The organism is Lentilactobacillus rapi DSM 19907 = JCM 15042, assembly GCF_001436255.1.
Classification (GTDB): Bacteria; Bacillota; Bacilli; order Lactobacillales; family Lactobacillaceae; genus Lentilactobacillus; species Lentilactobacillus rapi.
The window spans coordinates 1-21,497 of sequence record NZ_AZEI01000075.1 but is presented as its reverse complement, the minus strand read 5'-3'; the positions used below and the strand labels follow the sequence as shown (position 1 = coordinate 21,497).

Annotated in this window: 21 protein-coding genes; 14 read left to right on the top strand and 7 right to left on the bottom strand. The window is 42.2% G+C overall.

Features of this window, described 5'->3' with window-relative positions:
* Positions 1 to 9: 9 nt before the first annotated feature.
* From FD12_RS08075 to FD12_RS08055, 5 genes are all read left to right on the top strand, one after another.
* Positions 10 to 840, top strand: coding sequence for a transporter substrate-binding domain-containing protein (locus FD12_RS08075; protein ID WP_056982538.1), 831 nt, complete (start codon positions 10 to 12; stop codon positions 838 to 840).
* Positions 837 to 1,475 (top strand): amino acid ABC transporter permease, encoded by a 639-nt coding sequence (locus FD12_RS08070; protein ID WP_054748678.1) that lies wholly within the window; start codon positions 837 to 839, stop codon positions 1,473 to 1,475. Before FD12_RS08075 ends, FD12_RS08070 begins: the two co-directional genes overlap by 4 nt.
* Positions 1,476 to 1,490: 15 nt before the next feature.
* Positions 1,491 to 2,198, top strand: a complete 708-nt coding sequence (locus FD12_RS08065; RefSeq protein WP_056982536.1) for an amino acid ABC transporter permease — start codon at positions 1,491 to 1,493, stop codon at positions 2,196 to 2,198.
* Between the two features lie 401 nt (positions 2,199 to 2,599).
* Positions 2,600 to 4,213, top strand: coding sequence for a MucBP domain-containing protein (locus FD12_RS08060; RefSeq protein ID WP_054748676.1), 1,614 nt, complete (start codon positions 2,600 to 2,602; stop codon positions 4,211 to 4,213).
* Positions 4,159 to 4,869: a DUF5776 domain-containing protein gene (locus tag FD12_RS08055; RefSeq protein ID WP_146985981.1), complete on the top strand. Its 711-nt coding sequence runs from the start codon at positions 4,159 to 4,161 to the stop codon at positions 4,867 to 4,869. Before FD12_RS08060 ends, FD12_RS08055 begins: the two co-directional genes overlap by 55 nt.
* A 905-nt stretch (positions 4,870 to 5,774) precedes the next feature.
* Here the strand turns inward: FD12_RS08055 and FD12_RS08050 are convergent.
* From FD12_RS08050 to FD12_RS08040, 3 genes are all read right to left on the bottom strand, one after another.
* Complete coding sequence (locus FD12_RS08050; RefSeq protein ID WP_054748672.1) at positions 5,775 to 6,461, bottom strand: MgtC/SapB family protein; 687 nt, start codon at positions 6,459 to 6,461, stop codon at positions 5,775 to 5,777.
* Positions 6,462 to 6,629: 168 nt separating this feature from the next.
* Positions 6,630 to 8,297 carry a glycoside hydrolase family 13 protein gene (locus tag FD12_RS08045; protein WP_056982534.1) on the bottom strand — a complete coding sequence of 556 codons (1,668 nt, stop codon included), beginning with the start codon at positions 8,295 to 8,297 and terminating at the stop codon, positions 6,630 to 6,632.
* Positions 8,298 to 8,321: 24 nt separating this feature from the next.
* Positions 8,322 to 9,713 (bottom strand): SLC45 family MFS transporter, encoded by a 1,392-nt coding sequence (locus FD12_RS08040; protein WP_054748670.1) that lies wholly within the window; start codon positions 9,711 to 9,713, stop codon positions 8,322 to 8,324.
* Positions 9,714 to 10,085: 372 nt separating this feature from the next.
* On the opposite strand from FD12_RS08040, the gene FD12_RS08035 reads away from it, so the two are divergent.
* The 3 genes from FD12_RS08035 (at position 10,086) to FD12_RS08020 (ending at position 13,581) form a co-directional block, all read left to right on the top strand.
* Positions 10,086 to 11,072, top strand: a complete 987-nt coding sequence (locus tag FD12_RS08035) for a LacI family DNA-binding transcriptional regulator (protein WP_056982532.1) — start codon at positions 10,086 to 10,088, stop codon at positions 11,070 to 11,072.
* Positions 11,073 to 11,212: 140 nt separating this feature from the next.
* Positions 11,213 to 12,169 carry a zinc-binding dehydrogenase gene (locus tag FD12_RS08030; RefSeq protein WP_056982531.1) on the top strand — a complete coding sequence of 319 codons (957 nt, stop codon included), beginning with the start codon at positions 11,213 to 11,215 and terminating at the stop codon, positions 12,167 to 12,169.
* A gap of 632 nt (positions 12,170 to 12,801) precedes the next feature.
* On the top strand, positions 12,802 to 13,581 hold the full coding sequence (locus tag FD12_RS08020; RefSeq protein ID WP_056982529.1) for a CPBP family glutamic-type intramembrane protease: 780 nt from the start codon (positions 12,802 to 12,804) through the stop codon (positions 13,579 to 13,581).
* A gap of 479 nt (positions 13,582 to 14,060) precedes the next feature.
* Here the strand turns inward: FD12_RS08020 and FD12_RS08015 are convergent, their stop codons facing one another.
* The 4 genes from FD12_RS08015 to mazE all read right to left on the bottom strand — a co-directional run bounded on the left by FD12_RS08015 (position 14,061) and on the right by mazE (position 15,626).
* Entirely contained in the window at positions 14,061 to 14,399 is a 339-nt protein-coding gene (locus tag FD12_RS08015) for a hypothetical protein (RefSeq protein WP_054748661.1), read from the bottom strand.
* On the bottom strand, positions 14,389 to 14,679 hold the full coding sequence (locus FD12_RS08010) for a type II toxin-antitoxin system RelB/DinJ family antitoxin (RefSeq protein ID WP_054748659.1): 291 nt from the start codon (positions 14,677 to 14,679) through the stop codon (positions 14,389 to 14,391). Before FD12_RS08010 ends, FD12_RS08015 begins: the two co-directional genes overlap by 11 nt.
* Positions 14,680 to 15,095: 416 nt before the next feature.
* Positions 15,096 to 15,383: a type II toxin-antitoxin system PemK/MazF family toxin gene (locus FD12_RS08005; RefSeq protein ID WP_443093797.1), complete on the bottom strand. Its 288-nt coding sequence runs from the start codon at positions 15,381 to 15,383 to the stop codon at positions 15,096 to 15,098.
* Between the two features lie 21 nt (positions 15,384 to 15,404).
* Complete coding sequence (gene mazE / locus FD12_RS08000) at positions 15,405 to 15,626, bottom strand: type II toxin-antitoxin system PemI/MazE family antitoxin (protein ID WP_054748657.1); 222 nt, start codon at positions 15,624 to 15,626, stop codon at positions 15,405 to 15,407.
* Between the two features lie 128 nt (positions 15,627 to 15,754).
* On the opposite strand from mazE, the gene FD12_RS14235 reads away from it, so the two are divergent.
* From FD12_RS14235 to FD12_RS07970, 6 genes are all read left to right on the top strand, one after another.
* On the top strand, positions 15,755 to 15,940 hold the full coding sequence (locus tag FD12_RS14235) for a type II toxin-antitoxin system HicB family antitoxin (protein ID WP_225427296.1): 186 nt from the start codon (positions 15,755 to 15,757) through the stop codon (positions 15,938 to 15,940).
* A 51-nt stretch (positions 15,941 to 15,991) separates the two neighbouring features.
* Positions 15,992 to 16,168 (top strand): type II toxin-antitoxin system CcdA family antitoxin, encoded by a 177-nt coding sequence (locus tag FD12_RS14230; protein ID WP_225427298.1) that lies wholly within the window; start codon positions 15,992 to 15,994, stop codon positions 16,166 to 16,168.
* A 263-nt stretch (positions 16,169 to 16,431) separates the two neighbouring features.
* On the top strand, positions 16,432 to 18,846 hold the full coding sequence (locus FD12_RS13630; RefSeq protein WP_082622221.1) for a BspA family leucine-rich repeat surface protein: 2,415 nt from the start codon (positions 16,432 to 16,434) through the stop codon (positions 18,844 to 18,846).
* A gap of 660 nt (positions 18,847 to 19,506) precedes the next feature.
* Positions 19,507 to 19,944: a hypothetical protein gene (locus FD12_RS07980; protein WP_054748651.1), complete on the top strand. Its 438-nt coding sequence runs from the start codon at positions 19,507 to 19,509 to the stop codon at positions 19,942 to 19,944.
* A 51-nt stretch (positions 19,945 to 19,995) separates the two neighbouring features.
* Positions 19,996 to 20,448, top strand: a complete 453-nt coding sequence (locus tag FD12_RS07975; protein ID WP_056982527.1) for a hypothetical protein — start codon at positions 19,996 to 19,998, stop codon at positions 20,446 to 20,448.
* An 86-nt stretch (positions 20,449 to 20,534) separates the two neighbouring features.
* Entirely contained in the window at positions 20,535 to 21,272 is a 738-nt protein-coding gene (locus FD12_RS07970) for a hypothetical protein (protein ID WP_056982525.1), read from the top strand.
* Positions 21,273 to 21,497 lie beyond the last annotated feature (225 nt).

The window sequence follows — 21,497 nt, the reverse complement described above, 5'->3', positions numbered from 1 at the left end:
GGTCACATCATGAAAAAGATTTTTTCAAAGATAGGGTTATTAGTTGCCCTAGCTGTGATGGTCGTGTCGTTGGGTGCGTGCAGCAGTTCGGCTTCCAAGAAGAATGTGCTTAAAGACGACCAACAGACGAAGACCATTACCTGGGGTGTTAAAGCTGACACCAAGCTGTTTGGCTTGATGGATGTTCGGGATAATCAGATTAAGGGATTTGAAATTGATCTCGCCAAGGCCATGACCAAGCAGATCCTTGGTAAGGATGGTAAAGCGCGGTTCATTCAAGTTACCAGCCAAACGCGAATGCCATTACTTCGAAACGGGAATATCGATGCGATTATGGCGACGATGACCATCACTCCTGAACGGGCCAAGCAGGTTGATTTTTCCCGGTCATACTTTGACGCTGGGCAAGCAATTCTGGTTAAGAATGGCAGCCCAATTAAGAATGTGCATGATTTGAATAAGAAGGGCGCCGTTGTTCTTGGCGTTGTGGGGTCTAACTCCGTTCAAAACATTGCTAAGTTTGCCCCTAAAGCTAAAGTGCTTCAGTTGTCAGATTACTCGCAAGCTTTAACTGCCCTGAAGTCTGGGCAAGGGGATGCCTTGACCACTGATAACGGGATTCTTTATGGGATGTCGATTGAAAACCCCGGTTATTCCGTAGTTGGTGGAACATTCACCAAGGAACCATATGGGATTGCGGTTGATAAGGGTCAGGTACCGCTGAGAAATGCCATGAACAGTGCCTTGACCAAGGTCGAAAATTCTGGCCAATATAACAAGCTGCTTTATAAGTGGTTCCATAAAGTTAAAGGCTTTGACTTCAAGGGGGCAGAACGATGATTAGTATATTTCAAAATTATGGTGGTGCGCTCCTATATGGATTAGGGCAGACGCTCCTGTGCAGTATTATCGCCTTGGTATTTGCGTTAATCATCGGCTCAGGGTTTGCCATCCTAGAAGTTGTGCCTAACAAGTTCTTTAGAGTGATTGCGAAAATTTACATCGAAGTTTTCCGAAACATTCCATTATTGGTTATTACCATGTTCTTCTACGTGGTCATTCCAATGTATATCGTTGAAATCAGCGGGTTTGTTTCCGGGACAATTGGTCTGATTCTCTATTCATCAGCCTTTATCGCCGAAACGGTTCGTTCTGGGATTCAATCCGTTGACCCTGGTCAAATGGAAGGGGCTCGTTCAACTGGCTTGTCTTTCTGGCAGTCAATGAGATACATCGTGTTGCCCCAGGCATTTAGGTACGTGATTCCACCATTGGGCAACCAGTTTATTAACCTGGTCAAGAATTCATCAGTCCTGGCCTTTGTTGCCGGCTTTGATTTGATGTATCAAGGTAATGTGATTGCTTCTGATTCATTGCAAAGTATGAGCACTTACCTCTGTGTTGGGGTATTGTACCTAATTTTGACCTTGCCGTTGAGTTATTACATGCGCTACCTTGAAAAGAAATTGGCTTAAAGGAGGAATGATAATATGTTAACTATTTTAGGTGCATATTCGTGGATTAACATCCGGTTCCTTCTTGAAGGGGCCTGGGTCACGATTCTGGTTTCAGTCCTTTCGATCATCCTGAGTTACATATTTGGGCTGATTCTAGGAGTGATCCGGTATGTTCAGATTAAGTATGTCTCGGCAATCGTTGGGTTTTTGATTGATATCATTCGGAACCTGCCATTGATCTTGATAATCTTCTTTACCTACTTTGGCTTACCAAACATCGGTTTCAAGCCGGATCCAATTTGGGCGTCGGTCATTGCCATGGCGGTCTTTGAGTCAGCGATGGTCGCCGAAATTGTCCGGGCTGGAATTAATTCAATTCCAGTCGGTCAAATGGAAGGGGCCCGTTCCACCGGGATGTCCTATTGGCAGGCACTGCGGTACATTATCCTGCCACAAGCCGTTAAGAATATGATCCCAGCGATTGTCAGCCAATTTATTTCGCTGGTTAAGGATACGTCATTGGCGACGATCATTGTGCTGCCGGATCTGATGAATCACGCCCAGATCATTTACGGACAGAACACCAACTACACGATCCCAATGTTCCTGGCACTTGCGGTCATGTACTTTATCGTTTGCTACTCACTGTCGCTGTTGTCACAATATCTCGAACACCGAATCGGGTCATCTAAGAAGGGTGCCGATGAGGCGGAGATTGTGGCCCAAGAAGCGCAGAGATAGATTTTCAACTGAATATGAGGTTTTATGGAGTCACACTTATTCATCTGTAGGGATGGTGAGGGTGACTTTTTTATTATCTGTTGACCAGTTTGTAATCGCTTTATGTTAGAATGAGATTGTTAGAGGGATACAAGTGTATACATTATTTGTATATACTATATATAAAATTCAAGGGGGAATATTGTTATGGATAATATGAATTATCACCAAAGGACAAAACTGCGATGGCTTCTTAAAACCGTTATAATTGCCGTGGCAACAGTTTTGTTTGGTTTATCGTTTAATATGATGGGGGGGGGCAGCAGAGCGCTCTAGCTGCTGATTCTTATGTTTGGCCGAATAGTTACACCGATCCACAAGGTAATTGGGTTGGTGGAACTGCGGCGCAGCATGATGCATGGTTGAAAGCAACCTATCCTGAATGGGTTAGTTCTGATTATGCTGCCAGCATTCCTGCAGATGCAAAGGGGACGGATTCGAAAACTGGTAACCCGTATATCGATGAATGGATGCCAGATAAAAATTTACAACAATTAATTCTTAAACAGTACAAAAATTCAACTAACCCTGTTTCATCTCCGGATCAAATAACAAAAGATTGGTTGAAGAATAATGTTTTATCGATGAATGCTTCATTTATTACACAACGTACAGACAAAAGTTATTATGAGAATACGGTTAATATGCAGTCCCTTGAAGGGCTTCAATACGCTACTGAACTCAGGATGATTTACACGACTCCTGATTTCAATGCGTCCGAAAATTGGGGAATTACTTCGATAGGAAAATTATCTGACTTAGAAGCTCTTAGAAGCCTTACCAAGTTTAAGGCCATTGATGCCGAAATGGATAGTATATATGATATAAGTCCTTTGTCCGATAAGAGTTTGGTTAATAACATAACTGAGGTAATCAATGGGGTTCAATTAATATATTCGACTCAACTACAACAAAATCACATAATTGATGCGTCACCATTAAAGCTTTCAATTCCAACGTCGGAGTCGAACACTTATCAGTTTGGAAATCAGATCTATATTGCACCTGAAATCACTATAAATCCCAATACAACAAGCAATTATATGCAATCTAAGTACATTAAGGGAGTTGATGGGGCCAATGTTCCGGTGAAGTATTATCCTGTAGCAAGCACGGATCCTGACTCATGGATGAACAACAGGGGGCTTGGTATAGATTATAAGAGTACTGCTGACGAGGATTCTGCTACAACGACAACGACAAAAGTTGCTTGGACTAATCTGAAGAAAAACTACGATTCGACGAATAATCTTGGGTATATGACTGTAATATGGAATAAAACTCTTCCTAATCAAACATCATATAGTTATCAAGGTTGGTACATTCAACCTTATCGTCTAGATGATAACTATCATGATAAGACAACAATTACAGTTCATTATCAAGATAAGAATGGTAATCAAATTAAGCCTGATGATGAGCAGAGTGGGGCGTTACATGATTCATACTCAGCTCCAAGCCACGATAATATTAAGTTTAATAATCATGAATATCGCTGGATTAAAACTGAAGGGACAATTCCAAGCCAGTTTACTGATAGCAATCAAGAATTTACTTATGTATATGGTCAGTTAGCAAAGCCGGTCACGGTTCATTATGTTGATGCTGCAACCCAACAAACAATTGCACCTGATAAGACCTTCCCACTTAAGACGGATAAGAATTATCCAGGTATTGTTGATGATCCGTATGATGTTTCCAAGGATTATAAGATCAATATTAATGGTTACACGTATAAAGATGTTAAGGCGGGTTCTGATCCGGTCACTGGAACATTAGGTGAAACAGGAAAAACAGTTACCTATGAATACACGAAAAATTCAAATCCTACACCACCAAACCCAGGTCCAGGCCTAAACCAGAACCGACGCCGCAACCAACACCGACTCCAACGCCGACGCCATCAACGCCAACGGTTACCATGCAGCCTTCAACTCCAGGCATTGCCAAGAAGGGTGAAGCTGTTTACGCTTTAAAGAAGATCTATATGTACAGCAACAAGGACTTCAAGAAGAGCGAACGAATTGCGAGCTACGCTAAGAAGCCACGGATCAATCGACCAATGTTTGTGGTAACGGATTACGCGAAGTCTAAAGCTGGCAACTTGCGGTACGTGGTTCGGGATGTCAACCATCACAGTAAGACCGCTGGCAAGAAAGGTTACATTACCGCTGACTACGCTTACGTTCGTCCCGTTTACTATCACAGTTCGCATAAGACACTGACGGTCATTAATCCAAGTGGTGTCAATGAATACAAGAACAAGAATTTGTCTGGTAAGGTTAAGAACTTTAAACAAGGCACGCAACTCAAAGTGAAGGGCTTTGTTAAGCATAACTTAACCACCCGTTATCTCTTGAGCAACGGCCACTACATTACCGGAAACCGCAAACTTGTGATTGCTGGTAGTCAGAAACAACCTAAACAGATTAAAGTTAAGAAAGCCATTTACCGTTACAACAACGCCAACTTCGGTAAACGCACAAAGCATATCAAGAACGGCACTGTGTTGAAAGTTAAGAAGTGGGAATACTCACATCCATACTCAGCCACGACCTTTGGTGCTAAGCGTTATGCAGTTGCTGGTGGTTATGTAACTGCGAATAGCAAGTATGTTAAGGTAATTAAATAGCATTACGAAAAAAGTCTATCAGTTTTTTGCTGATAGGCTTTTTTATGTGGGACCAGTTTTTAAATGATTTTGAAGAATTCCTTGGAATAGCATCATGAATTTGACACACGACATATATTTAAATAGGTCGTATATCACAAAACACGCAAGAAAATCGGTAGCAAAAAATGATTGTGTTGCGAACTAATCGCCTGTTAAAACTAAAGATGGCCAAGAGACTTAGGTAGCACCTAATCAACTCTGGCTTAGTGAGTTACGGTGCCCACCCCTCAGTAAAATGCCCACGGAGGTGAGGTGCCATGCCAATTGGAAAGATTAGGAGGCCGTCCCGGCGCAAGTCGCCGTGATGATTTGGGTAACCGCACAAGCAAGCTTAACGTTTGCGCGAGCGGATTACCTAATAAAAAAAGCTAATCATTTAGATTAGCTTCGCCCAAATCATCCGTAATTACGTTTGTGGCTGTCGGTCTCGCACACTGGCAGTCACTTTTCACATAGTTATAATACATGATTTGTGCGGTGGCTTCAAGGATTGGTGGGGGGTATTGGATAGTAATTTACTTATGGATAGTGGGTTTAGTATGCCACTATGGTAGAAATCTTTGATAGGTTTCTAAGATACTTTGGATTGGTACGCCATTATGTAGTGGAAACGCGCTCCGACGACCCTGACCCCTACTGCATAAGCAAAACCAACCAACAATGAACAAAAAGCGTTCATCATTGGCTGATTCTGCTTATGCTCCGGGGTCAAACCGGGTCTCGTCGCGCTCTGGCAACATAGCCGAAACGTGTTCCACCAAGCAGCAATCTGCCCATAAGCACCATCAGTAAAAATCCCAAGTACAGGATTTTTTCTGATGGCAACTTATGGACTGATTGCTGCTTGGTTCCACACTCTGCTTTTAATCCAACACATCAATCTTCTTCACATCCGCCAAATTACTCATCTTCATGATGAAATCATCAGGATCTGTTCGTCTTATTAATCTAATTTGCATTTCTAGTGAGAACGAATCTGGCTTATATGCCAAGATTCGCATGCGAACATTGCTGCTGCCGATAATTTGCAATCGTCTCGGCAGGGCATCCATATCGTTTAGCTTTCCAGTGAAGGTCACTTGCAGGCGGATCATGGTGCGGTTCGGGTAGCGTTTCAGCGCCTTGATTCTGCGGACAATTGTTTGGGTGATCAGAATGCACAGCGTACCGGCAATCCCGATGACATACATATCCGCTCCAATAGCCAACCCAATTGCCGCCGTTGCCCACAAGCCGGCCGCAGTGGTCAAACCGTCAATTTTGTGGTTTCTGGTCATGATTGCGCCGGCACCGATGAACCCGATTCCAGTGACAACCTGTGAAGCCACCCGGGATGGGTCCAAGCTGATGTCGGTGGCATGGCCGGTTAAATCAAAGAAGCCGTATTTAGAAATAATCATGAAGAGGGCGGCACCGACGGCCACCAGCATATGGGTTCGGATGCCGGCAGTTTTCAAGCGGACTTTGCGCTCATAACCGACCGCGCCACCGCAAATAGCGGCCACAAACAGTCGCAGCACCCATTCCAGTTGATATAACCAGTAATCCATTGGCAGCACCTCCGATCAAATAATATAACTAATTGCATTATATATCGAAATAATAACTAACCAAAATATTATGCCGATAGGTCAATGGATTCCTGCGGTATTAAACAAAGAGTAAAAGAGCCTCCCCATCAGTTGAGAAGACTCTTTATGCCCGAATATATTGTGTTTCTAGTTAAATACATAGACCTTACTTTCATAGGGGCGTAATTCCGTGCCTTGATCATCATCGTAATTGCTGATGACGAGTTTGTCGGCTTTCCCCTGATCATAATCCCGGGTCACCGAGTTGGCAGTGAAGTTACTGATTACCAGCAACGTCTTGCCTTCATAATGACGCCGGTAAGCAAAGACTTCGGCGTCGTCAGGATCGATTTCATCATAGGTTCCAAACTTAATCAAGTCGGAATCGTGACGGAGCTGAATCAGCTTTTGATAGTGGTAGAAGACGGAATCTTGATCGTCAACAGCCGCTTTGGCATTGATTTCCTTATAAGTTGGATTCAAGGCAAACCATGGTTTTGCATCTGAGAAGCCGGCGTTCTTGCCATCGTCCCATGGCATTGGGGTGCGAGCATTATCCCTTGAAATATTAGCCAAATACTTCAGCATGGTTGGCCCATCCACCAGCTTCTTTTCCTCAACCAACTCGCGATAGGCGTTGATTGATTCGAGATCCTCGTACTGATCAATGCTGGTGTAGTGCACATTAGCCATGCCAAGCTCTTCACCTTCAAAGACAAATGGCGTTCCTTGCATCATGTGAAGGGTGGTACCCAGCATTTTAGCGGCGCGAACCCGGTACTTTGGATCATCGTTGGCGAAGCGGGACACTGCCCGAGGTTGATCATGGTTGTTCCAGTAGAGACTGTTCCAACCCTTGCCATCTAAGGCTTTTTGCCAACGGGAGAGGGCGTTCTTCAACTCCGGTAACTTGACCGGCTGATCATTCCATTTGCCTAAGCGTTTGTCCGGATTGGGCTCCAAAGCAACGTGCTGGAACTGGAAGACCATGTTCAGTTCATGACTGTCGAGGCCAGTGTAGTTGATGGCGTCTTCTGGCTTTGAACTCGGCATTTCACCAACCGTCATGACATCATAGTGGGAAAGCACCTTGTCGTTCATTTCGCGGAGATAGTCGTTCAACTTAGGCCCATCGGCAACCAGACCCTCCGTGAGTGGGTAGGTGCCGGGTTCAGGTGCATCCGGAAGGCCTTCAGGTTTGGAAATCAGGTTGATGACGTCCATTCTGAAGCCATCGATTCCTTTATCCAACCAGAATCGCATGATGTTCCAAACGGATTCCCGAACGGCTGGGTTTTCCCAATTCAAATCGGGTTGACCAGGGGCAAAGAGGTGCAGGTAGTACTGACCCCGTTCCGGAACGTACGTCCAGGCACTGCCACCAAAGGCTGCGTGCCAGTTGTTGGGTTCATGACCGTCAACTGGATCGTGCCACATGTAGTAGTCGGCGTACTTGTTATCCTTGGATTGTTTGCTTTCTTGGAACCAGCGGTGTTGATCGGAAGTGTGGTTAACCACGAGGTCCATCAGTAATTTCAATCCGTGGGCGTGGACTTCTTTCAACAATTCGTCGAAGTCCGCCATCGTGCCATATTCTGGTAAGATTTTCTCGTAATCGGCAATATCGTAGCCGTTATCTTTGAGAGGGGACTGATAAATTGGGTTCAACCAAAGGACGTCAACTCCAAGCTTCTTTAAATAAGGCAGGCGCTTGATGATTCCATGAAGATCACCAATTCCATCATTGTTGCTGTCCTGAAAACTTTGTGGATAAATCTGATAAATTACGGCATTTTGCCACCATTTGTGGGTCATATTGAATTCTCCTCTTTCTCGTTATTATAGTTTAACTGGTTCACTCAGTCTTGAGTGGATAAAGCGAACTGAAAATGCAGCGAGTACTAGTGAAACTCCGCCAACTAAGAACATTGCTGGCATTGAGTGGCCAACCATTGGGAAGATGAAGAAGCTGCAAAGGGATGCGGCAATTTGTGGCAAGCAAATTGCACAATTGAAGAGTCCCAGGTAAGCCCCTTCATTTTCACCGTTCAAAGCCTCTGTTAAGAGTGAGAATGGTTGGGTGTTCATGGTGATATAGGTGATTCCGATCAGGCAGAATGGCAAAACGAGCAACCATTTGCTGTGGATGAAGAAGATCAGGATGAAGCCAAGGGCACCAGCAAGTAAACCAAAGACGTACCAAGCTTTTCGGTGTTCTGGTTTAGTCCGTGCTTGTACTAACAAACCGAAGAGAACTGAAGCAACGGCTTGGATGCAGGTAAGCACGCCGTACCAATTACCAGCGGCTTGATAACCGGCTGATGACGGGTTGGAGGTGTGCCAAACGTTCAAGGAAATGGCACCGGCAGCGTAGGTCCAAGAGTAGAGAATGGCAAACCAGGTAAAGAATTGAACAATTGAGATTTCCCAGAAGACCCGGGGTGCTTTCTTGGTTAATTCCCAAAGACTAGGCTGCTTCTTTTGCTTGGTTAAGTCAATGTTGTGATATAAAGCATATTCTTCTGGATTGTATTCGTGAACCTTGGCAATCGTGTAGAACGAGGTCAGCAACAGAACGGCTGCGGCCAGGTAGTAGGCTAATTTAACGGTGATTGGCACTTCACCTTTTTGAGCGACGTTGGAAAGGCCGATGAATGCGAGGAAGAATGGCACCAGGCTAGCGAGAACCCCACCAAGGTTGGAGAAGGATTGTTGCCAGGACCAGGCCATATCTTTTTGGTCTTCGTTGACCATGTCGCCAATGACCATCTTGAATGGTTGCATACAAACGTTGGATGACAGGTCCATGAACAAGGTGGCGATAGCGGCAAACCACAGTGCGGCTGCCGAACCATAACCGAATCCAAATGAACCGGCGTTAGGAAGTAATACCAAAACAATTGCTGCGACGGGTGCGCCAATAAATAAATACGGCATGCGTCTTCCAAAACGGGTCCAAGTGCGGTCGGAGTATTTACCGATTAAAGGTTGAATAACCATTCCGGCTAGCGGTGGCAAGATGAAGAAAAAGCCTAAATTATTCGGGTTGGCGCCAATGGTTTGAAAAATTCGCCCCATTTGTGATTGCTGAAGCGAGAACGCCATGTTAACCCCGAAAAAGCCAAACGTCATTGCAAAAATCGTACTTACTTTCAAACTTGGCAAGTGGGATGCAAAACTTTTAGGTTCAGTTTTAACGTCACCATTGTCAGCTTTTGCTTTTGCGTCCATAATGATTCCTCCTAAAAAATAAGTGAGCGGAGTAAAGCGGTTAGAAACCCAAGTCTCTTTTTCGAAAGCTCCTACTTCAGGAATTTTGAAAAAGGGTGTTTAGGTAGGAATTTCGCTTTACACGACCGTTCCCCGTGAACCCTCCCAGCAACTTGGCCAATAAATATATTGCAAGGAAACGTTTACAACGATTATAATAGCACCCGAAGAAAACGTTTGCAAACCTTTTGTATCAATATCACAAACGTTTGTGTTTTACTAAAAATTTAGGCGTCGTTTACTGTGGTAAAATGAGATTGACATTGTAAAACGGTTGACGTTAATGATCCCAGTAAAACTTTGTAACATACATAAAAGAGAGGTGGCGCAATCATGGCGGTCACAATTAAAGATATTGCCAGACAAGCAGGGGTCTCTCCTGCCACAGTTTCGAGGGTGCTGTCTGGGCAGACAGAATTTTACTCCGAGAAAACGGCAAAAAAGGTAAAAAAAACAGCCAAAAAACTTGGCTATCAAAAAAATACGGCTGCCGTTGAACTGGTTACCCGCCGCAGCAAGGTGATTGCGGTCATCGTCAGCTCAACCCAAACGAACTTTTCCGACCAGATCATTGATGGCATTCAGCAAGAAGCTCGTCAGCATGATTTAAACGTGATTATTTTGTATGCTGGCGAAAAAGATCCCCAGATGGAGCGGAAAGCTTTGGAAACCGTGATCGAGCGGTCGGTGATGGGGATTTTGTTGGTCGCGGTTGACCTTAATCCGGCTAACGAGGACCTGTTAGTGAATGCCAATATTCCGTATCAGTTCCTATCGATCACCCTTAAAAATCGGAAATTGCCGTTCATTACCTCTGACGATTTTCAGATCGGCTATCAAGCCACCAAGTATTTGGTCGATAAGGGTCATTCCGAAATTGGTTTTGCCGCAGCGGATTTAAACTCTGTGACCGGTCAGTTGCGGTTGGACGGCTACCGTCAGGCCATGGCCGACAATGGGTTGCAATTGAATTCGGCCTGGGTTCTCGGCGGTGATTTTGCCTACGAAGACGGCGTTAATGCTATGAAACAATATGGTCGTGAACCGGAAGTGACCGCGGTGATCGCATCCAGTGATTTGGCCGCAATTGGCGTGATGAATCAGGCGCAGGATTATGGATTGAGAATTCCGGCTGACTTGGCAGTGATGAGCGTTGATGGCACGAAACTTTGCAGCATCGTGCGACCTCAATTAACCAGCGTCACTCAGGAATTCTTCGAGATGGGGGTTCGGGGGATGCAGCGGATTATTAATCAACCGGCAAAGGCTGCCAAATCAACCTTTACCCCGTTTAAAATTATTGCTAGGCAGAGTGTGTAGGACAGCTGCGTAAAGCAGAAACTTCCTCCTAAGCACCTTCGACAAAATCCCAAAGCCAGGGATTTCTGCCGAAGGAGACTTAGGATCCAGTTTCTAATCGCTTTACTCCGCTCACTTATTTTAGGAGGGAGACGTATCTAATGAAAGCAATTGTATTGCGAAAACCGGGAGAACCGGATGTATTGTCATATGAAGACGTGCCGATGCCAACAGTGAAGGCTGGCTGGACGTTGGTCAAGGTCAAAGGATTCGGGGTTAACCGATCTGAAATCTTTACCCGAAATGGGTGGTCGCCGACTGTCAAATTACCGCGGATTTTAGGGATTGAGTGCGTTGGTGAAGTCGTCAAAACCACTGATCCAAGTCGACTACATCCCGGTCAACGGGTGATTTCAGTTATGGGCGGCATGGGCCGTGAATTTGATGGCAGTTACGCTGAATACACCTTGCTGCCCAATAAGCACATTTATACTGTTCACACTGATCTGAACTGGGACGATCTAACAGCCGTTCCAGAAACCTGTGGGACAGCTTATGGGTCGTTGAAAAAATTGAAATTGGCGTCTGGTAATCGTTTACTGATCCGGGGCGCAACCAGTGGAGTCGGTGTTGCGGCCGCTCGCTTAGCCAGGGCAATGGTGCCTGAAATTGAAATCACTGGTTCCACTCGGCATATGGAAAAAGCCGAGGAATTGAAAGAAAATGGCTTTGACGCCGTAATCCGCGATGAGGATAACAAGTTGCAGACAGATGGCTCGCAATTTGACCGCGTGTTGGAGCTGGTCGGCGCAACCACCTTGAAAAATTCAATGATGGTGACCAAGACCGATGGCATTGTCTGCATGACCGGTGAATTAGGCGGCGTGTGGACCCTTAAAGACTTCGAACCAATTTCCGAATTACAGGGCGCCTACCTCACCAGCTTTGAATCAGGCGCGCTGAACCAAGCCACCTTCGATGAATTATTCGACCTGATCGACAAGAAACATGTTGATGTGACGCCAAGAAAAGTGTTTGATCTGCAACACACCGCTGACGCCCAGGCGTTTATGGATGGCCATCATAGCTTTGGAAAAGTAATTGTGCGGGTGGATTAGTAGGTATTAATTTCCACAGCACTTATGGAAGCGAATGCTAATTAAGCCATATTAGAATTTGATTAGATTTCAAAGCGAGTTATAATAATGATATTCAAATGAAGGTGATGATAGGGTGAAAACTGTCAAAGTGATCATTGAATATCTTAAGGGCATACTAAGTGGTAGTATGCCTCTATTGGTTGTGTATCTGTATGATGGGGCTCTCAGGTTATCGTACTTGTATACGACAATTAACCCAGCAAAAATGACTGTAAAGCTTAATTTATCACCATTAGATTGGTATTTTTTTGCTGATTATGTAATCACAATTCCGCTTGTCCGGCACTGGTACTCCCACATATACCGAGACGATAAGGTTGAATTTGAGACTTATAAAGATAAGGCACTTAAAATGCACCATTCAGATATTCAGGCTAACCATAAGAACAGGGCTTGGTCCGCAAACGGTGTGACCTCAAATCCCTGGGAATTTATGTATTCGCAAACGCAGTCGTATAAAGGGGTTTCGGATTCAGCCTTCAACTATTTTAAAAATTTTGTTCTTAATTTAGTTGTAATCATTTTTGGGCCTTTATTTTTGATGTATATTCCCATAAGGAAAATTGTTAATACGGTAAGGAGTGGTGAGCATGATTGAAGATAGTAAGAGCTCTGGCGGTGAGCAAATATTAGTTGCAATAATCCTTTTTATCTTCCAAATGTTTATCAGTGCATTCGTGTCAGATGCCTCTTTAGTTTCGAATGGAACCATTCAGCTGATATATTCGATATTTGTTTTATTTGAAACTTGGCATTTACTGGGAACGGGGCGAATTTTCAAGAAGAATATCGTAGCTAATAAAAAAATGATTCATTATGCTTCGATGATAATTTGTGGGTTAGTGGTGTTCATCTTTCTTCAGGATCTTCCTTTTCACTTTGCACATTCTTCTAAAATGCTTGTTGGGGCTGGAATTCTGGCGCTTTCGTCCGCCATTTCAGAAGAATATATTTTTAGAGGGCTATTTACGTCCGCCATTCTAAAAATTATTGAGTATTACGATAGTATTAGCTTTAAAATAACCGTAACTGCTCTAATCACGTCATTTCTTGATGCGTCATTGATTGCAGTACCTTACATATTAGGAATGACAAAGTTGAGTTTAACTGTCTTTGGATTAGAGTTTGGCTTAAATCTATTACTTTCCTTAGTGTTTTTCTGTGTTCGAATGATGACGAATGGCTTTAGATGGTGTGTTGGCCTACATTTCATGGTTGACTTGATGCTCAGTATTACGACGACCAACCCGTTAACCAACCCGGTTATTGGCGGTTTGCTGGCGATTGTCGCCTGCTTGTTGCTGGGAGGATTATTCATCTATCTGAATTTAATTGATCATCAGTTGTTAACAGCAGAATCTGCAAATTAAAAAAATTCAAAAATGATAATTCCCAATATAAGCATTCTTCTTGGTATTCGTATAGTAGACGGTTGCATCTGACTTCCCAGAACTCCAAGTGAATTATGAGTAACTCTTGACAATTTGGGCCTGGAGTTATGGGCAAATTTTATATATGAAAGTGAAAAACCTGTTCGCATAATACACTCATGTGTCGATGATCAACACAGATAGGCATATCATATTAAGTGTAGAAAGAAGATATCAGAGTGTCCCATGGCTCACACCGCTGATGCCCAGGCGTTTATGGATGGCCATCATAGCTTTGGAAAAGTGATTGTGCGGGTACAGTGAGTAAAGAAAACTTTATGAGTCATATGCCAAAATTTATCCTTGATAAAAAGCTACTTTCATTATGCTTGTCGCCAAACATAGTGAAGGTAGCTTTTGTTGATAATGATTCAAGGGGATAAATAATTTACTGAATTTCACACAAGTTGTACTGAATGCTACAAGTATTCAGTACGATGCGACTCTAAGAATTGGTCGAGGCCGATAATGTCATCGAGTTGGAGCTTCCCGACTTTTATAATCTGCCATTCTTTGTGAAAATCAACCAGTGTACTGGTATCGATCCAAGATGGGCGGTTGAGACCAGCCTCCTGCCACTCCTGAACTTTATAGTAGAACTTTCTTATGTGTTCCGATTTAGTTTCATATTTTGTGGTGATCTTGAACAATTGATAGTGAGCATCGTCTTGTTTATAGATTAAGACAGGCCGAGTCTTTCCTTTTCCCACCTGGTCCGAATATGTTATGAAGGCAATCGCAATTGTATTATTTTTCATCATCGTCTCCAAACAAGAACTTTTCAGCTGCCTTTTTGCCTTTGATGACAGGAATGTCTAGAGATTTGATTGTACTTGTTAAATGATGAGTGGCCCGCTCTTCATCAGTTAATGACAGGTCAAACGGAATCTTTCCTTCCGCTTCGATGCGATGATATAAGGCATTCATAACAATAGATGGGTTTAATCCCAGATCTGATAAGATATCGTTAACGTCGTCACTTAACTGTTTATCCATCATGACCTGAATTCGTTTCTTTTCGTCAGATTGAGTTGGCATAGAAACACCTCCGAATATATTATACTTATTCTGTATGTATATTATACCCAATCTTTGAGACCATGTACACGATTCGTGTTCGTAGGAAACCGAGTCAAAGTCTTCAAAGTTCACAATTACGATTACTCCATGGCGCCTTGAGATACCACGTGGCCGGCGGCTATATTACTGGAAATGGTAAATACGTTGAAGTAATCAAATAAAGTATGAAGGGCCTCGTTAGTTTAATGGTTAGAGCTTTTTGATCCGTTAATTTTACTCAATTACTACAATATTTAATCACAAAAATTATAATCATTTTCTAAACTAATATCTGTAACATAAATAGTTTGGAGAAATTTGGAATGACTAAAGATTGTTAATTGTTTTCTCGAAGCCGAGTCCGTCCATAATGACTTTTGCGGTTTGCATGAAGTCTATGTCGGTGTCTTTTTCGACAAACTCAATGCGCCGATCCTTGGACATGAAATCAATTGTCCGTAACTGTGAGGCATTGATTTAGCCGTGCCATGTAAATTGATGAAAAACGGCAAGTCCCTGATGGTACTGGTAATGGGACAGATGGTTACAAAACCAGTCTGCAGATTGAACGCATCACTGCTAGCCACAATGGCTGGGCGACGCTTTTTGATTTCACGACCAACACTGAGATCGAAATCAAACCAGATCACCTTGCCGAGGAGTGTAGCCTTGGTAGTTATAATTACCAATTGAATTAATCGACATTAAACATCCTCCCGACCGACTGGGCCATCGTCAATGTCTTTCGGAACAAACCTTAGATTGGTCTTAGCATATTTGGGATCTTGGTAGATATTTGGAGCTTTAGGCGTGTAGATAAGGCTGCCATCAGCTCCTTGCATACTCATAAATTCGGTGCCTTCAGCGACTTTAAAGTGTTTGGGAATACTCAAAACTAAGTCGTTCCCTTGTTTGCGGGCTTTCAAAACAATCCCCTCCTCTTTTATCAATTACATAATAACATCAAGTCATTACTCTTATAACGAAAGAGGTTGCCATGGTTGAATATTAACACCGAATGAAGAGACTTTAGTTATGTTAACCTAGTAACACTATGAAAAATCTTAATTATGTTATTTACCCAACAATTTTTGATAACACAAATAATAACGGTTACTACACGGTAACTTTCCCCGATATACCTGATACAGTTTCACAGGGAAAGAATTTAACTGACGCAATGAAAGAAACGGCTGACGCGATTGCAGTTGCCTTACCAGACTATGCGATATATCCCTAACCATCAGACATTAGAAAGATCCAGGCTGAGAATCTCGATAAGGTTGTCAGTTTGGTCGATGTTGATATGGCGCAGAATTTGAACCAGATGAAGAAACGCACGGTTCACAAAAATGTGACGATTCCAGTTGTGCTTGCTGACGCTGCTAGGGAACAAGGACTCAATTTTAGCGAAGTACTGACTGATGCGCTTGAAGAAAAACTGCACTCTATAACAAATAGGCGCTAACCACAATGGTTGGCGCTTTTTGTGAAATTTAAAAGGGAATTTAGCGAGTCCAGAAACTAAAATGGGATTAGGGTTGAGAAGATTGATTTAAGATCGAAACTTGATTCAGCCCTATGGAATCAATAAAATAGGTACTCATATATAATAATTTGGTTAACATAAAAGTTATGAAGTTATATAATTAACTTTGAGTTATAATTAATTGGCTTGCCTTCATGAAGTCAGGTCTAGGGGTATGTAGTTTTGAAAACGGGGGTTAATACATGATAAAGAATAATCGATATTGGTTGTATGTAGCAATGGCTGCGCTTTCTTTCAGTGCTGCATCAACATTTACATATTCAGCAAAAGCGCAGGCAGATATAGGCAGTCAAACACCAATAATTAAGTCCTACCAAACTGGTAGTACAGCAACTTCAAGTGGTGATTGGGACGGATGCCCGTGGAAGGTAGTTGGAGATACTTTAACTATCGGCGAAACGGGTGGAAAATATAATATTACAACTGGAACTGGCGGTGATAATCCGTTTATCAAAGATGATTTAGAAAAAACAATTACTCATATAAAAATACAAGGCCCTATAACACTTCCTAGTGATTCGTCGGGTTTATTTGCAGGCTTGGAACATGCTGTTGATATAATAGGATTGGATGACATGAATACGTCCCGAGTGACAGATATGGACCAGATGTTTGTTAACGACCTCGCTTTAACAAATTTGGATGTTTCCAAGTTTGACACGTCTCAAGTGACAAATATGTGGGGTATGTTTGAGAATGACGAAGCCTTAGCAAATTTGGATGTTTCCAAGTTTGACACGTCTCAAGTGACGAGTATGGATTCTATGTTTTGCAATGACAATGCCTTAACAAAATTGGATATTTCCAATTTTGATACGTCTAAAGTGAGGAATATGAACCAGATGTTTCTTAACGATAATGCCTTAACAAAATTGGATATTTCCAATTTTAATACGTCTCAAGTGAGAGATATGGAGTATATGTTTTCCGGTGAGGAAGCCTTAACGGAATTGGACGTTTCCAATTTTGATACATCCCAAGCAACACGTATGTGGGATATGTTTGAGAATGACAAAGCCTTAACAAAATTGGATATTCCCAATTTTGATACGTCTAAAGTGACAGATATGAGGTATATGTTTGCGTCTGACAAAGCCTTAACAAAATTGGACGTTTCCAATTTTGATATGTCTAAAGTGGATGCGACATCAGCGTTTGGTCTGTCTGGCATGTTTGCTGGCGATTCTCTACTCTGCCAACTTAAGCTAGGCAACAAATTTGATAATTCTGCCTTGGAAACATTACCAGGGCATCAAGTGGGCTACAAAAGCTTTGACGGCAACATACCAATAATAGCGACTGGTCCTGGCTGGCAAGCAGTTGGCAATGGGACGGTAGATAATCCACAAGGGCATCTTTACGCTTCAACAGGCGATTTTATTAGAGATCGTCCAATTCAAGGAGAACCACAACCAGAAACCTATGTATGGCAACAAAAATCAACTCCAATAAAGGATAAGTACACCCTTGATCTGAATGAAAATCCAGTTTCACTGTATCAAGGAAATCAAGCCAAAAATTGGGTTCCAACCAGTGTCATTAATTCAGCTACCAAAAATGGTGCTAATGATAAAAGTAATGTCACAATCACCGATAGCGATGGCAATCCAGTTACGAAAGATACCATGGCGGCTTTGAAGCCGGGAACTTATCAATTGACTTACAACAATGGTGGCAAAGATGGTACAAGTAAGACATTGGACTTAACCATTCTTCTTGACCAAGCTAAGTTGGACACTACGGATATTAATCTGTATTTGAATCAGGCGTTTTCAGAGAATGACTTGAAACAGAAGATTTCGGCGGTCAATTCCGATGGTCACACGCCACTTGGTTATAATTTCACCATCAAAGATCCTGATGATAAGGAATTCGCTGTTGATAATATTGGTAAGATTAGCTCCGAGAAGGGTAAATATACGGTTGAAGTTACAACCCAAAAGCCAACTAGTGGGAATGCAGCCTTACAAGGAAAACTAATTATCAACGTGACAGGCGCAACTCCAAATCCGCAACCCGGGCCGACACCAGTCCCAAACAATAATGGTGGTGGCTCAAACAATGACAATCACACTACGACTACTGAGAAACCAGCCACGCCAACATTACCAAACTATGCGGCTGTTAAAGGATCGGCTGTCTACGCTACCAAGAAGATTTATCTTTACAAACACGGCAATTTCAAAAAATCCCAACGGATCGCCACTTATCCTAAACAGAAACGAATCAACCGACCGATGTTTGTTGTCACGGGTTATGCTCGGTCAAAAGGTGGTGCCTTGCGTTACAAAGTCCGTGATGTAAACCACCATTCCAAGACTGACGGCAAGAAGGGCTATATTACTGCCAACCGCAAGTATGTGGTGAACGTCTATTACAAGACAATGCCCAAGCACAAGCGGATCACGGTAATTAATCCTAAAGGTGTTTATTCGTATAAGACTAGAAGTTTAATTGGTCAAACTAAGCACTTTAAGAAGGGCACTCACTTGCGAGTCAAGAAACTTGTTAAGCATAATTTAACCACTCGGTACCAGCTAACGAATGGCAAGTATGTCACTGCGAATAAGAAACTAATTATTCAAGGTAGTTACTGAACTGAATAGGATCAAAAAGAAGCTCTCGCCATTTGACGAGGGCTCTTCATGTATTTAAATCAACTTTCTTTAAAATATTCATTTTATCAAACCCTGATAGCAGTATAATTAGATTGTTAATTATATTGTTGGAGGGGTAATACATACATGAACACAAAAACAATCATTGCAACTGCTTTATTGACCGCTGGACTTGGTTTGGGAGCTACTAGCACAACTGCTAATGCGGCTTTCTTAAAAACCCGAAGTAGCACACCCTCTTCACTTAGAGGAACTTGGTATCATATTAGTAGAATATCGAAAGGTACGAAGCCTGATCTGGAGAGAATAACGATTACCAAGCATTCCTTCTTAGACAAGTGCACAATTGGAACTACCGATATTCACGGAAAGATGTTTACGGTTCAGTACCACAAATACTCGTACAAGTTTAAGGGGTATGCCAGAAAGCAATTAAATACATATATGTTTTCTAAAATATCTTCAACAGGATACGTATCAACACATTTACGGATTAACGGAAAATATAGGCACGTAATGTTGCAGACGCCACAACAAGGTCCATTTTCAATTTACACGAAGTTTAAACCAGCACATCAGTATACAATCACTGGTTCTTTCAAATAGTGCACGCAACGTTCAGAATTGAGGGGTAATCATATGAAAGCTAAAACAATGATCGTAACAGCTTTACTGACTGCTGGATTAGGATTTGGTACTGTAAGTACATCTGCTAATGCAGCAACGTGGCACAAAGGAACACCCGGATTCCTTAGAAATACATTTTATCGTACTAAGTTAGGGCCAAAATACATTAAGTGGCCTGGGATTGGTTGGGCTAAAAATCCCAATCTAAGAAGATATGAGGGATTTAAGACGTATCGGACCCAGGTAAAATTTTACGGTGCTCAATATAATTATCGTCTGAAGCATGCGCAATACAAACATTCAGGTAAAACCTACATAATTAAGGGTGGGTCTGGTGCAATCAAAGTTGTGCGTGTCAACTCCCATCTTGTTTATGCGAATAGTGGTAATCAGACATTTAAAGGTGGTTACTCTTTTAATAAATTGGAAAAGATGTACCGAATTCATTAGAGTCTTATTTAAAATTTGAATTTTATAAAAGCAATTAGAGAGGTTAACATTGTGAAATTAAATAAAAAAGTTATCACTAGTGCTATCGTTGCATTGTCAATTGCTGGTTTTGCTTTACCTGGAGCATCTGTAAGTGCGTCTGAACCTGGCTGGGTTAAACAAGGTGAAGCCGCTGCAAAGAAATCTGAAAAGGAAGCTCATGAACAAGGCTTTGACAATCACCGACCTAGCAAATTAGGTCAACATAAGGCCGCTAAAGTTTTATCCAATACAAAGGTTACGCCACGAACTGCTTATTTGGCTTATGGTGGAAATATCTATTCTAGTCAGCGTCTTTCTTATGCAAAAGCTCGTGTTGTAAAGTACATTGGCCCTAAGTTCACCATTAATCGTAAAGAAGTTGTTCGTAAAACAAACGGTAAAAAAGCTGTTTACTATCACGTTACCAACTCCCAGATTACTGGGTGGGTTTGGCACAAGAACACACTAGCTCATTTATCATAAATTAAATTTGAAATGTGGTAACTCACGATAAAATCACAGTTTCATCGTGCACTCGGTGACCAATCTAGGATTCGGAGGGGAATCTATTGAAAAAATCAATCATTACAGCTGCAATGGCATTGACGCTCTTTGGGGGAGCAACGTTTACGACGCTAACTGAGCCGATCAACGTTTCGGCAAAGAAAGTTAAGAAATCGCATGGATTGAAGCGATATAAGACCGGGGTCGTTGGAATTAAAGGGACTACTAAATTACCCGCTGGCGTTCCTTATCCAACTAGTCCACATCAATTGTCATGGGCAAAGTTTATGAATTACCAAAAATATAGTGAAAAAACGGTAGAAAAAAATGCCATCAAATTAAACTCGTGGTTGAGAACACCGGGTAAATCGTCTTCTGGTACATTACATAATTCTAGAGGTTACATTATCCCTGGTAAGGGCCAGAAAGTATACCGAACTTCTGATGGAGTTTATCAATATGTTTCTACCATGTCGAATGGGCATAAAATGATGGGGCAGGCAACTTACCAATCATACAATCTCGAATTTATGCCTGGGAATCATTCTTATAAGGATACGTTCACTAATCCTGAACATGGAAAGAATTGGGTTGTTTATTATATCAGTAATGATCCTAGTAAAAGGTATTTAACTAAAAAGCCGGCTAATTATAAATATTATAATGAAATGCCCGAATGGTTAGCTCAGCATTTTATTGATCAGTTTGGAAATCTAGAATCCAATGCTGGCGCTTTCGCTTATAACTGGAACAAAAAAATTGTTTTGGTAAATTCTACCGCCAATGTAAGAAGTGACATGTAAGCTCGTTATGGGTACGATAAAATCACGATTGCATACGATTGCATACATTAATATAACTGTATAAACTTATTAAGAAAGGAAGTTCTGAATTATGCTGAGGGGAAAAGTTATAAAAGGTTTGTTTCTTTCTAGTCTAAGTTTAGGCTTATTTTTTGGATATGCCTCTGTTTTGTAAAAGGCACCCGTAAAATGTAGGAAAACGGCAGGTTAGAACTGTTGGTTTTC